10 protein-coding genes are annotated in these 13,213 nt (G+C 73.5%); 6 read left to right on the forward strand and 4 right to left on the reverse strand.

The genetic code is table 11. The features are described 5' to 3' along the window. Nucleotides 1–22: 22 nt before the first annotated feature. From Dvina_RS14515 to Dvina_RS14525, 3 genes are all read right to left on the reverse strand, one after another. A complete protein-coding gene (locus tag Dvina_RS14515) occupies nucleotides 23–1,339 on the reverse strand; it encodes a serine hydrolase domain-containing protein (protein WP_223103006.1) in 1,317 nt (438 codons plus the stop codon). Nucleotides 1,340–1,382: 43 nt separating this feature from the next. After that, on the reverse strand, nucleotides 1,383–2,186 hold the full coding sequence (locus Dvina_RS14520) for a DUF1295 domain-containing protein (RefSeq protein ID WP_246656215.1): 804 nt from the start codon (nucleotides 2,184–2,186) through the stop codon (nucleotides 1,383–1,385). A 253-nt stretch (nucleotides 2,187–2,439) separates the two neighbouring features. Then, nucleotides 2,440–3,639: an acetyl-CoA C-acyltransferase gene (locus Dvina_RS14525; protein ID WP_223103007.1), complete on the reverse strand. Its 1,200-nt coding sequence runs from the start codon at nucleotides 3,637–3,639 to the stop codon at nucleotides 2,440–2,442. 100 nt (nucleotides 3,640–3,739) lie between these two features. On the opposite strand from Dvina_RS14525, the gene Dvina_RS14530 reads away from it, so the two are divergent. The 6 genes from Dvina_RS14530 to Dvina_RS14555 all read left to right on the forward strand — a co-directional run bounded on the left by Dvina_RS14530 (nucleotide 3,740) and on the right by Dvina_RS14555 (nucleotide 11,330). Beyond that, nucleotides 3,740–4,969, forward strand: a complete 1,230-nt coding sequence (locus tag Dvina_RS14530; protein ID WP_223103008.1) for an acetyl-CoA acetyltransferase — start codon at nucleotides 3,740–3,742, stop codon at nucleotides 4,967–4,969. Between the two features lie 11 nt (nucleotides 4,970–4,980). Further along, nucleotides 4,981–6,504 (forward strand): carotenoid oxygenase family protein, encoded by a 1,524-nt coding sequence (locus Dvina_RS14535; RefSeq protein WP_223103009.1) that lies wholly within the window; start codon nucleotides 4,981–4,983, stop codon nucleotides 6,502–6,504. Further along, the gene (locus Dvina_RS14540) at nucleotides 6,501–7,463 is read left to right on the forward strand and encodes a winged helix-turn-helix transcriptional regulator (protein ID WP_223103010.1); all 963 of its coding nucleotides are present in this window, start codon (nucleotides 6,501–6,503) and stop codon (nucleotides 7,461–7,463) included. The genes Dvina_RS14535 and Dvina_RS14540 overlap by 4 nt, the downstream gene beginning before the upstream one ends. Before the next feature lie 89 nt (nucleotides 7,464–7,552). Beyond that, on the forward strand, nucleotides 7,553–8,335 hold the full coding sequence (locus Dvina_RS14545) for a phosphotransferase (protein WP_223103011.1): 783 nt from the start codon (nucleotides 7,553–7,555) through the stop codon (nucleotides 8,333–8,335). A gap of 288 nt (nucleotides 8,336–8,623) precedes the next feature. Beyond that, nucleotides 8,624–10,309: a class I adenylate-forming enzyme family protein gene (locus Dvina_RS14550; RefSeq protein ID WP_223103012.1), complete on the forward strand. Its 1,686-nt coding sequence runs from the start codon at nucleotides 8,624–8,626 to the stop codon at nucleotides 10,307–10,309. A 64-nt stretch (nucleotides 10,310–10,373) separates the two neighbouring features. Continuing rightward, a complete protein-coding gene (locus Dvina_RS14555; RefSeq protein WP_223103013.1) occupies nucleotides 10,374–11,330 on the forward strand; it encodes an LLM class F420-dependent oxidoreductase in 957 nt (318 codons plus the stop codon). A 17-nt stretch (nucleotides 11,331–11,347) separates the two neighbouring features. On the opposite strand, the gene Dvina_RS14560 is transcribed toward Dvina_RS14555, so the two are convergent. Further along, nucleotides 11,348–13,210 (reverse strand): M48 family metallopeptidase, encoded by a 1,863-nt coding sequence (locus Dvina_RS14560; RefSeq protein WP_223103014.1) that lies wholly within the window; start codon nucleotides 13,208–13,210, stop codon nucleotides 11,348–11,350. Nucleotides 13,211–13,213 lie beyond the last annotated feature (3 nt).

Consider the following 13,213-nt stretch of genomic DNA (forward strand, 5'->3'; position numbering starts at 1 on the left):
CTGCCGTCCAACCGGCCGCGCCTCAGCACGGGGTCCGCTTCGTCATGCGGCCGCCGGCGCAGCGGTGGGTGGGGTGGCCGTGCTCGTCGCCGAGGTAGGAGACGAGGTACACGCGGCTGTAGCCGGTGAGGGACTCCAGGGGCAGGCCGGCCGGGGCGAACAGGTCCTTGGCGACGGGGGCGTAGCGGTGTGGGGGCGCTGCGACGGTACCCCCGGCAAAGGCCGTGAAGATGGCCTCCTGGTCCGCGTCCGCGGGCTCGTAGGTGACGGTCTCCTCCAGCTGGCCGTCGACGACCCGGACGTCGACGCGCAGCTGCTGGGACCGGTAGGTGCCGGCGTAGCGCTCCAGGTCCTCGGCGGGGGCGGCCGGCAGCGGGCGGAACGTCACCGGGGTGTGCTGCCCGACGAGCCACGGGAGCAGCTCGTTGTGCAGGGCGAACGCGCGGGGATCGTTGCCGTATGCGGCGAAGACGAGGTCGAGCGCGGGGACGACCGCGAGGACCGCCACGCCGCCGGGCGACGCGCCGGACATGCAGAGCACCGTCACCGAGCCGAAGTCCTCGAGGAGCCAGCCCATGCCGATCGCCGGGACGTTTGCCACGCCCATGTCGTGGGTCTTCACGGCCATCGGGTTGTCCGCCCGCAGGTGGGCCCGGCCGAGGGTGAGCAGGTCGCCGACGGTGCCGATGGCGCTGGCGCCGGCCGCCGCCCACGTGTCCGGCAGCTTGAACATGGTGGTGGGCCGGGCGGCCCCGTCCGCGCCGGGAAAGTGGCCGATCGCGGTGGTGTCCCCGGCGCCGCGCAGGCCGAGCGGCTCGTAGACGTCCCGCCGGAGCAGCTCCAGGTACGCAACGCCGGTGACGGCCTCCAGCAGCCGGCCCGCCACGTTCATGCCGCCGTTGGAGTAGCTGACGTACTGCCCGGGCTCGAACAGCGTTCCGCACTGCTCGGCGAGCCCCTCCAGGTAGTGCTCGCGCGGGAAGTACAGGTCGGCGTCGATCCCGCTGGTGTGCGTCACCAGGTGCCGGACCAGGATCTTCTCGGCCGCTCCGGGCTCGGCGAGGCGAAACTCGGGCAGGTAGTCGACGACGGGCCGGTCGAGGTCGAGCCGGCCCTGCTCGACCTGCTGCAGGACGAGCATCGTCGTCATGACCTTGGTGATGGACCCGAACAGCAGCCCGGTGCCGGCGGTCATCGGGGCGCCGGTGGTGATGTCGGCGGTACCGTGCGCGGCGATCTCGGTCTCGCCACCCCGGTAGACCCCGGCGACGTAGCCGGGGACACCGCTCTCGGTGCAGAACTGGGCGACCCGCTCGCGAATGTGCGTCATCTCGTGCATGCCGTCGATCGTCGAGGGTTGCCCCAGGGGCAAGGTCAAGCCGTCAGGCGGCTGTCGTTTTCGGCGGCCGGGGGAAGAAGCCGCTCGTGCGGGCCGCGTAGTCGGCGTACTCGGGCCCGCGCGCGCGGCTCATCCGCCGTTCGAGCAGCGCCTTGCCGCTCTTGTTGACGAGCATGTGGGTCATGAGCGCGGGGGCGAAGACGGTGACCAGGCCGAGCCAGTGGGAGCAGGCGAGCAGGAACAGCCCGGTCCACACGACGGCGTCGCCGAAGTAGTTGGGGTGGCGGGTCCACGCCCACAGCCCCCGGTCCATGAGCCGGCCGGCGTTGGCCGGGTCCGACTTGAACCGGGCCAGCTGCGCGTCGCCGATCGCCTCGAACGCGAACCCGATCGCCCAGACGGCCACCCCGGCCCACAGCACCACCGGGATCGGCTTCGCGACGTACATGGCGACCTGGACCGGGATCGACACGACCCACATGACGGCGCCCTGCGGGACGTAGATGGTCCTGAGGACGTACGGCACCAGGCCGCCCCGGTTGCGCTGGAGCAGAGCGGTGTAGCGGGGGTCCTCGCCCTTGCCCCGGTTGCGTGCGTGGATGTAGCCGCCGAGCCGCACGCCCCAGATCGCGGTGAGCGCCAGCGTCACCGACCGCTGGAGGGTGTCGCCGTGCCCGGCGGAGAGCAGGAACGACACGGTCGCGATGACGACGAAGCCGAGGCCCCACACCGTGTCGACGATGCTCTGCTCACGTCTGTGAAGGGCGTAGGCCATCGTGAGGGCCATCGTGACCGCAACGGCGGCCAGCGTGGCCACGAGGTTGATCCCGACGGCCGCCCAGCTCACGCCGTCACCTCCGCCCGCTGCGGCGCGGCCGCGAGCGCCACCCGGCACTCATGGTGAGCGGCCGGCCCGATCCGCTCGTTCATGGCATTGTCTCCTCGGCGAACTCGGCGAACGCTTCCTGGGCGGTGCGGTATTCGTGCGGCTTCCCGGCCCGGCTCGCATCGAGCAGCCCGGCCCCCGGCCGCCGCGATCGCGGCCACCACCCGTCCCCCGGGGATTCGCAGCGCCCGGGCCGCCGGACTGGTGCGGATCCTCACGCGTCCACCCGCTCCACCAGGACGGCGACGCCCAGGCCGGCGGCGCCGCTGACCGCGGCCACGCCGTAGCGGCCGCCACGCTGGTGCAGCTCCTCGACGCACTGGCCGAGCAGGATCGCGCCGGTGGCGCCGAAGGCGTGGCCCATGGCGATCGTGCCGCCGTTCGGGTTCATGCGGTCCGGGCCGGCGTCGAGGTCGCGGCGGAACGTCAGGCACAGCGCCGAGAACGCCTCGGCGAACTCGAACACGTCGATGTCGGCGGGCGTGAGGCCGGCCTTGGCGATCACCTTCTCCACGGCCTGCCGGCCCGCGGTGAGCATGATGACCGGGTCGGTGCTGCAGGTGGCGGCGGCGACGATCCGGGCCCGGAGCGCCAGGTGGGCCGCCGCGGCCGCCGCGCGCGTGCCCAGGAGCACCAGGGCGGCGGCGTCGGCGATGGCGGGGGAGGTGCCGACGGTGTGCCGGTGCTCGATGGCGCCGGCCTCGGGGTGGGCGGCCAGGGCGATGGCGTCCTGACCCGCGGCGCCCAGCTCGGCGAACGCGGGCGGGAGGGCGGCCAGGGACTCGAGGGTCGTCCCGGGGCGGACCAGCTCGTCGCGGTCGAAGCCGTCGAGCGGTACCACCGCTGACCGGAAGAAGCCGGACGCCCACGCGGCCGCCGCCTTGGTCTGGGTCTCCACGCCGTAGGCGTCGAGCTCCTCGCGCCGCCAGCCGTCGAGTGTGGCGTTGAGGTCGGCGGCGATGCCCATGTGGATCGAGCCGACCCGGCGGATCGTGTCGGGGTCGCTCCAGAGCGGGCCCGCGTCGGAGAACATCGGGACCCGGGACACGCTCTCCACGCCGCCGGCCACCGCCAGGTCGAGGTCCTCGGCCTTCACCCGGGCCGCGGTCTGGGCGACCGCGTCGATGCCGGAGGCGCAGAACCGGTTCAGGCTGACCCCGGGCACGTGCGCGCCCCACCCGGCCAGGAGCGTGGCGGTGCGGGGGAGGTTGGCACCCTGCTCGCCGCTCTGGGAGGCCAGGCCGAGGGTCACGTCCTCGATCCGGGCCGGGTCGAGGCCGGTGCGCTCGATCAGCGCGCGCTGGAGGCGCACGACGAGTTCGGTGGGGCTGAGGTGGTGCAGCGAGCCCTTCGCCGAGCCCTTGGCGCGCGCCGTGCGCAGGTGCTCCAGGACGTACACGTCGCGTGTGGTCACTCTGTCAGATGTAGTCTCGTCGGAGGTGGTTGGCAAGAGCACTCTCAGGTCAGGACGCTTGTACGTTGACGAGCTACTCTGCTTGTTGTAGTAAGAAGGCATGGCAGCAGTGACGACCTGGGTCGCCGGCGGTTTCCAGACGGACTTCGCCCGCAACTGGGCGCGGGCCGGCCACGGGTTCGCGGAGCTCTTCGCGGAGGTGACCACCGGGACGCTCGACGCCGCGGGCATCGACCCGGCCGACATCGGGGTGATCCACGTCGGCAACGCCTTCGGCCAGCTCTTCACCGGGCAGGGCCAGCTCGGCGGCATGCCGGCGACTGTCGACGAGCGCCTGTGGGGCATCCCGGCCACCCGCCACGAGGCCGCCTGCGCCTCCGGCGGCACCGCGATCCTCGCCGCCATGGCCGACCTGGAGTCCGGCCGCTACGACGCCGCCCTGGTGCTCGGGGCCGAGCTCGAGCGGACGGTCCCCGGCGACCGGGCCGCCGGCCACCTCGGCGCGGCCGCCTGGGTCGGGCACGAGGGGCAGCAGGCGAAGTTCATGTGGCCGTACATGTTCAGCGCGCTCGCCGACGAGTACGACAAGCGCTACGGGCTCGACGAGCGCCACCTGCGGGCCATCGGCCGGCTCAACTTCGACAACGCCCGGGTCAACCCCAACGCGCAGACCCGCAACTGGACGTTCACCGACGCCAGCTTCACCGACGACGACGCGGCCAACCCGCCGGTCGAGGGCCGGCTGCGGCGCAACGACTGCAGCCAGGTCACCGACGGCGCGGCCGGGGTCGTGCTCGTCGGCGACCGCTACCTCGCCGCCCACCCGGGCCTGGCCCGCCGCCCGCTCGCCCGGATCCTCGGCTGGGGCCACGCCACCGTCGGGCTCTCCCTCGACCAGAAGCTGCGCCGCAGCGCCGACGACCCGTACGTGCTGCCACACGTGCGCCGGGCCGTCCTCGACGCGTTCGGCCGGGCCGGGATCGGCGGCGTCGACGACGTCGACGGCATCGAGACGCACGACTGCTTCACGATGTCGCAGTACGCGGCGATCGACCACTTCGGCATCACCGCCCCCGGCGAGAGCTGGAAGGCCGTCGAGTCCGGCGAGCTGGCCATCGGCGGGCGGATCCCGATGAACCCGAGCGGCGGGCTCATCGGCGGCGGCCACCCCGTCGGCGCCACGGGCGTGCGCATGCTCGTCGACGCCTACCGCCAGGTGACCGGCCAGGCCGGGCCCTATCAGGTCCCGGGCGCGCGGACCTTCGCCACGCTCAACATCGGCGGCAGCACCACCACGACGGTCAGCCTCGTGGTCGGCGCGGCCCTCTAGAAGGACGACGCATGGATGTCGAGCTGGTCGGCCACGCCCTGTCCACGCTGCCGGAGGACGACGACCACCCGTACCGCACCGGCCCCTGGCGGCCGCAGACGAACGAGTGGCGCGCCGACGACCTCACCGTCACCGGGGAGATCCCGGCCGACCTCGACGGCGTGTACCTGCGCAACACCGAGAACCCGGTGCACCCCGCGATCGCCGGGAAGTACCACCCGTTCGACGGCGACGGCATGATCCACGTGGTCGGGTTCCGCGACGGCAAGGCGTTCTACCGCAACCGGTTCGTGCGCACCGACGGGTTCCTGGCCGAGCAGGAGGCCAAGGAGCCGCTGTGGGCGGGCCTGGCCGAGCCCCCGAACACGAGCCTGCGCCCCGGCTGGGGTGCTCGCGGCGGGCTCAAGGACAGTTCCAGCACCGACGTGGTCGTGCACGCCGGCGTCGCCCTCACCAGCTTCTATCAATGCGGCGACCTGTACCGCCTGGACCCCCTCACCCTCGACACGCTCGGCAAGTCCGGCTGGGGCGGGCGGTTCCCGTCGCAGTGGGGCGTCTCGGCCCATCCGAAGAGCGACGAGCACACCGGCGAGCTGCTGTTCTTCAACTACGGCAAGGAGGCGCCGTACCTGCACTACGGCGTGGTCGACAGCGGCAACCACCTCGTGCACTACATCGACGTGCCGCTGCCCGGGCCGCGCCTGCCGCACGACATGGCCTACACCGAGCACTACGCGATCCTCAACGACTGCCCGCTGTTCTGGGAGCCCGACCTGCTGGCGCAGGGCGTGCACGCGGCCCGCTTCCACCCCGAGCTGCCGCTGCGGATCGGGGTCGTGCCCCGCCGGGGTACCAGCGAGCAGGTCCGGTGGTTCGAGGCGGACCCGACGTACGTCCTGCACTGGGTGAACGCCTACGAGGAGGGCGACGAGATCGTCCTCGACGGCTTCTTCCAGGACGACCCGGAGCCCCGGGACCGCGGGGACGGCTCGTACTTCCAGCGCATGTTCCGCTTCCTGGCCCTCGACCGCATGCAGTCGCACCTGCACCGCTGGCGGCTGAACCTGGTCACCGGCCAGGTCCGCGAGGAGCGGCTGCGCGACACCGTCACCGAGTTCGGCATGATCAACGGTCGGCACGGCGGGCGCCGCAACCGGTACGCCTACGCCGCCACCGGGGTCGAGGGCTGGTTCCTGTTCGACGGCGTCGTCAAGCACGACCTGGAGACCGGGCACGACGAGCGGTACGCGTTCGGCGAGGGCGTCTTCGGCAGCGAGACCGCGATGGCGCCGCGGGTCGGTTCGGCGGCCGAGGACGACGGCTACCTGATCACGATCGTCACCGACATGAACCGCAACCTGTCCGAGTGCCTGGTCTTCGACGCGCAGCGGGTCGGCGACGGCCCGATCGCCCGGGTCGCACTGCCCGAGCGGGTGTCCAGCGGCACCCACGCCACCTGGGCCGCCGGCTCCTCGATCCCGGGCTGGGCGAGCGCCGCCACCATCGCCGCCGGCCTGCGCATGGGACATGCGTGACAGCGGGCCCGGGCGACTCGCCGACACTACTGGAGGCGGGGTCGCAGAACGCCGTCGCGCACGCCCTCGGCATCATCGGTGATGAGTGGACGCTGCTGCTGCTGCGCTACGCGACGGCGCTGGGGGTGCGGCGCTACAGCGACTTCCTCGAACGCCTGCCCATCTCCAACTCGGTGCTGACCAACCGGCTGTCCCGCCTGGCCGAGCTGGGTCTGATGGAGAAGGTCGCCTACCAGCAGCGCCCGCCGCGCTTCGAGTATCGCCTCACCAAGCGCGGCCGCGACACCTGGCCGATCCTCCTGACCATCTGGGCCTGGGAGGCGACGTGGGTGCCGCAGCACGAGGAGCGGCTGCCGGTCATGCGCCACAGCCGCTGCGGGCAGCCGTTCCAGCCGCTGCTCATGTGCGCCGCGTGCGGCAAGCCGGTCGAGCCCCGCGACGTCACCGGCGGCTTCGGCCCGAGCGGCACCTGGGAGCGCAGCGTCCCCGCGGCCACGACCCGCCGCCGCTCGTTCGCCGGCGCCGGGGCCAGCCCCGGGCTGTTCCCGCAGACGATGGCCCTGATCGGCAACCGCTGGTCCTCGGCCCTGCTCGGCGCCGCGTTCCTGGGCGCCCACCGGTTCAAGGACTTCGAGCAGCGCCTGGGCGCACCGCCGACGATGGTCGCCGACCGCCTGCGCACGTTCTGCGACCTGGGCGTGCTCGACCCGGCCCCGGGCGCGGAGCGGGCCGACTGGCTCAGCTACCACCTGACCGCGAAGGGCCGCGCCTTCTTCCCGGTCGTGATGTGCACCCTCGACTGGGGCCACCGCTGGTTCAAGGCCCCCGAAGGCCGGGCCCTGGTCTACCGCCACACCGAGTGCCGTCGCATCTTCACGCCCCGCCTGGCCTGCGACAAGTGCCGCGAACCCCTGCGCGGCGGCAGTGACGTCTCGATCGAGCCCGAGGCGCGAGCATGACCGACCGGGCCCTGCTCGGGGTCCGCGGCCGCTATCGGTGACGCGCTAATTCGGTCGCGTCGGCCGGGCGGTCACGGTAGAACCACGGGGTGACTGAGCAACGGCTGCCCGGCGGGCGCACATACGGAGCTGTCCGCGTCGGCGACGAGGTCCGCCGCCCCGCCCAGCCGTCCACGGCATCGGTGCACGCCGTGCTGCGGCACCTGGAAAACACCGGCTTCGCCGGTGCCCCGCGGGCCCGCGGCTTCGACGAGCAGGGCCGCGAGCGCGTGACCTTCCTCGAGGGCCGCACGCTCGGCGACGAGGGGCCGACGTGGCCCGACTTCCTGCGCTCCGACGCCGCCCTCCAGCAGGTCGGTGCGTGGCTGCGCCGGCTGCACGACGCCACCGCGACGTTCGAGCCGCCCGCCGGCGCCGTCTGGTTCACCGGTCAGGCGTGGGCGCCCGGGCTGGTCATCGCCCACCTCGACGCGGCACCGTGGAACGCCGTGTGGGACGGCGACACCCTCGTCGGGTTCGCCGACTGGGAGCTGGCCAGCCCCTCGCCGCGCGAAGGCGACCTGGCGTTCTCGGCGCTCACCTGGACGCCGCTGCTGACCGCCGGGATCACCGAGCCCGCCGGGTTCAAGGACCCGGACGACCGGCGGCGCCGGCTCCATCTGTTCCTCGACGCATACGGGTACCAGGGCGACCGGCTCGTGATCCGTGACGCCATCCTCGGCCGGGTCGAGCGCAACGTCGGCGTGATCCGGCACCTGGCGTCCCAGGGCGCGCCGCCGTTCCAGCAGCTGCTGCCCTGGGCCGCCGACCTCGAGCAGTCCGGCGCCGAGGTGGCCGCCCTCCCGGACGAGTTCTGGCGGCCTCAGGAGTAGGCCGCCCGCAGGGCGTGCCTGAGCAGTCGACCGAGCCGACGATGAGCGCATAGACCCGAGCGCCCCGGTCGAGCAGCGAGAGTGACTTGGACAGGGCACGGTGGCGGAGTATTTCTCGGCTGTTTCCCCGATGGGCCCGGCCGACCCCGGCGGGCATGGTGAGTAGCGGGGGTATCGGCCGCTTCCGCCCGTTCCAGCGCAGCGCGGCAACGGTGGCGGGCAAGCCGTTCGGTGACGTCGTCGACATCTCCAGCACGTACATCACCACGTACCAAAGGGGCTTCGGGCATGCCGGGACGCAAGCTGCACCCACCTTCGCGGGTCGAGGAGTACACCGCGCGCGGCTGGTGGTCGCCCGACACCATTGACGCGCTCCTGCGGGCGCAGGTCGCCCGGCAGCCCGACCGGCTCGCGGTCGTCGACCCGGCCAACAAGGCCGCGCTCGTCGGCGCCGAACCGCGCCGGCTCACCTGGGCCGAGCTCGACGCCGAGGTCGACCGGCTGGCCACGGTCCTGCTCGACTACGGCGCGGAGCAGGGTGACGTCCTGGCGGTGCAGCTGCCCAACACCGTCGAGCTGGTGATCGCCTACCTCGCCTCCTGGCGGCTCGGCCTGATCGTCACGCCGTTGCCGGTCCAGTTCCGCGAGCACGAGATCGTGGAGCTGGCCGCGCTGGTGGAGCCCAAGTTCTTCGTGACGACGCAGCGCATCGGCGACCGGTTCCACGCCGCGGAGGTCCTCGGCTACAAGCTGCCCGCCATCACGCTCGCCCACGGCCCCAAGGTCGACGACGGCATCGTCCCGCTGGACCAGCTGCTGGTCGCCGTCGGCCCGAGTCTGGCCGACTACGTGGCCGCGCATCCGGCGGACCCGAACGACTGCGTCACCATCTGCTGGACGTCCGGCACCGAGAGCACCCCGAAGGGCGTCCCGCGCTGCCACTACGACTGGCTGGCCATCTGCTGGGGCACCGTCGAGGCGCCCCGGCTCACCGAGGACGACGTGCTGCTCAACCCGTTCCCGATGGTCAACATGGCGGGCATCGGCGGCATGTTCCTGCCGTGGCTGCGGGTCGGCTGCGTCCTGGTCCAGCACCACCCGTTCGACCTGCCGACGTTCCTGCAGCAGATCAGCGCGGAGAAGGTCACCTACACGGTCGCCCCGCCGGCCCTGCTGACCCTGCTCCTGCAGCGCGAGGAGCTGCTCGCCCGGGCCGACATCAGCAGCCTGCGACTGATCGGCTCCGGTTCGGTACCCCTCCAGCCCACCATGGTCCGCGGATGGCAGGAGCGGCACGGCATCGGCATCATCAACTTCTTCGGCTCCAACGAGGGCATCTCGCTGCTCACCGACCCGCACGACGTCCCCGACCCCGAGCAGCGGGCCCGGTACTTCCCGCGCTACGGCGTTTCCGGCTACACGTGGAGCTCCCGCGTCGCCGAGTGGACGAGCGTCCGCCTGGTCGACCCGGCCACCGGCGAGGAGGTCACTGAGCCCGGCGTCCCCGGCGAGCTGCGGCTCAAGGGCCCCACGGTCTTTGCGGGGTACCTGCACGGCGAGCGCCTCGCCAGCCCGTTCGACGAGCAGGGGTATCTGCGCACCGGCGACGTGTTCGTCATCGCGGGCGCGGACGGGCAGTTCCTGGAGTACGTCGACCGGGCCAAGGACCTGGTCATCCGCGGCGGCATGAACATCGCCCCGGCGGAGCTGGAGGGCCTGATCGCGGCCCACCCCGCGGTGGCCGACGCCGCCGTGGTCGGCTACCCCGACGACGTCCTCGGCGAGCGGGTCTGCGCGGTCGTGGTGCTCCGCGACGGCGCCGAGCTCGACCTGGCCGAGCTGGTCCGCTTCCTGCAGGACCGGCGCATCGCCTCGTACAAACTGCCCGAGCGACTGGAGCTGCGCGCGGCCCTGCCCCGAAACCCGGTCGGCAAGGTCCTCAAGCGGCAGCTCCGTGAGGAGTTCCTCCCGTGACCGGGGCCATCGCCGACGCCTCGACGATGCGCGGCCTGGGCCTGCCCGCCGGCTTCAGCCGCTCGTGAGCATCGAGATCTCCCTCGGCCTGTGGCAGGACCGCCCGCCGGCTGAGGCCCTCGGCACCGCCCGCCTCGCCGGGGAGCTCGGCTTCCCGGCGCTGTGGATCGGCGAGATGGCCACGTACGACGCGTTCGCCCTCGCCGCGGCGGCCGGCCCGGCGCTGCCGCCGGCGACCCGCCTGGTGCTCGGCCCGTTCGCCGTCACCGTCCGGGACCCGATGATGATCGCGATGGGCGCGGCCTCGGTCGCCGCCCTCACCGGGCGGAGCGTCTCGGTGGCGCTCGGCACCTCCAGCCCGGTCGTCGTCGAGCAGTGGCACGGCCGCTCCCGCGCGGGCTCGGCGCAGGCGCTGGAGACAGCGGCCCGGTCGGTCCGGGCGCTGCTGGCGGGGGAGCGGGTCGGCGGATACCGCCTGCGCCTGCCGCCGGTCGAGCCCGACATCGTGGTCGCCGCGTTCGGCCCGCGCGCCGTCACCACCGCGGCCCGCCACGCCGACCGCATGGTGCTCAACCTCCTCGACCCGCCGACCGCGGGCGATCTGGTGCGCCGGCTCCGGGCGGCGGACGGCCGGCGTCCCCGCGTGGCCGCCTGGGCCCCGGCCGCCATCGGCTCCGACCTTTCCGCCGCGTACGAGCAGCTTCGCCGCGGTGTGGTCGGCTACCTCGCCGCGCCCGGCTACTGCGACATGTTCGTCCGGGCCGGCTTCGGTGACGTGGTCGAGTTCGCCCGCACCGGCCCGCACCCGCGGGAGCTGCTCGCCGCGATCCCGGACGCGCTCGTCGACGCCGTCGGCGTGGTCGGCGACCGGGACGCGGCGCGGCAGCGGATCGCCGCCTACCGCGAGCACGGCGTCGACGACGTCGTCCTCGTGCCCGCCTCGACCGACGCGGACCCCCTCGGCGCCGCGACGCTCGCCGCGGCCAAGGAACTGCTGCGCGAGCGCGACGCGGCGACCTAGCGGGGTGGGTTCGGCGCTCAGGCGGTGGGGGCCGGGGTGGTCACGTACGGCTCCAGGGCGGACGCCAGCAGGTCGTTGTCGTGGCGGCCCAGGCGTTCGCCGGTCCACGACTCCGCCAGCTCGAGCCGTTCGCCGCTGTGCAGGGTCAGGGCCACCTTGATCGGGGTGGTCTTGGGGATCGCCGCCGCCGCGATGTCCTCGAACGGCAGGAAGCGCCACTGCCGGGCGAGCTCGGGCAGGGGGGCGGAGCGGATCAGGTGCAGCAGCCGCTGCTTGCCGTCGTCGGTGGATTTGGGGCCGGGGATCAGCAGGAGGCCGTTGGTGAGGATGAGGACGTCGAAGTGGAGCTTGCCGGGGGCGTTCATGTTCGCGATGCCGCCCACGACCTCGGCGCCGTCGGCGGTGGCGCGGGCCGACTGCTGGCGGACCGCGGCCGCGTCGACGCCCAGGCCGGCCAGGCGCCGGCGGGCCTCGGGCGCCGTCGCCGGGTCGGTGGCCAGGCGGGCGATCTCGTCGATCGGGGGCTGCCGGCCGTCGGGGCCGACGAACTCGGCGGCTCCGGTCCAGGAGTGCCGCCAGCGGCCCTGGCCGCCGCCGCGGGTGGCGATGGCGATGGCGGCGGCGATCAGGGCGGTGAGCGCGGCGCGCTGCTCCTGCGGGTCGCCGTGGGGCTGCGCGGCCCGGGCCAGGTCGGCCGCCCGGCCCTGCTCGACCAGGGCCAGGACCAGGCCCAGGTCGCCCTGGGCGGCGCCGGCGAGGCGGGCCGCGGCGCGGAAGAGGGCGTCGACGTCGCGCTGGGCGTTCGCGGCGACGCTGACGTCGGTGAGCTGGTCCCACGGCAGGAGGGTCTTGTCCTCGATGTTCAGCGCGGCCCGCTGCAGGCGCTGGGCGAGGGTGGCCGGGTCGGCGAGCAGGACGGTGGCCGGGCGCTCGTCGGCGGTGACGCCGGGGTCGGGCATGGCCTGCATCGCGCGGATGCGGTCGGCGATCGGCGGGTGGGAGTCCCAGCGTGAGCGCTCCTCGGGCGGGGCGCCGTCGCGCAGCGCGGCCAGCTCGCCGGCGCGGCCGCGCAGCAGCATGCCGAAGCCGCCGAAGACGTCCTGGGGGGCCAGCTTGGCGTCCCAGCCGATGGTGACGTACCGCTCGACGAAGAAGTTCCACGCCGCCTCGATGACGGGGATGTCGCGCATCGAGCTGACAGCGGCCGCGCGGCCCGCGATGCGGACCGAGAACTCGTCGGCCTCGTACTCCATCCGGCGGCTGACGGCCTGCTCGACCAGGATGTAGAGCCGGGCGTAGGTGCGGAACACGAACCCGGCGATGCTCGACGGCCCGACCTGCACGATGGTCTGCACGATCGCCATCCGGCCCCGGTGGGCCAGGGCGCCGAGCCTGGTGTGGCTGCCGGAGTAGTGGCCGAGCTCGTGGGCCAGCACCGACGTGAGCTGGGCGACGGTGAACGCCTGCAGCAGGGGCAGCCCAACGTACATGATGCGGCGCCCGCCCGCGAGGCCCAGCAGGCGCGTGTGCTCGGCCACGGCCGCGTTGACGTCCGGGATCAGCCGGATCTCGTCCGGGGCGCGGGTGGCGACCCGCTGCGCGAGGTCGCCGGCGGCGTGCCAGAGCCCGGGCGCCTCCGCCGGCGTGAGGGGCAGGCCCTCGGGCTCACCGGGCTTGGCCCGCAGGATCTTCCAGAAGGCGACGACGAGGCCGGCCGCCACGGCGATCGTGAGGTAGGCGACCTTGCCCGCGGCCACCCCGGGATGCTCCTGGAACAGCCAGACGCTCACCCAGCCGAGCCCGCCGATGAGCGCGATCGCCAGCAGATAGAACCCCGCGAGGAGGCCGACCGAGATCACGGCCCGGACCGTCGTCTTCATGTG

It is taken from the genome of Dactylosporangium vinaceum, from assembly GCF_019904175.1.
Classification (GTDB): Bacteria; Actinomycetota; Actinomycetes; order Mycobacteriales; family Micromonosporaceae; genus Dactylosporangium; species Dactylosporangium vinaceum.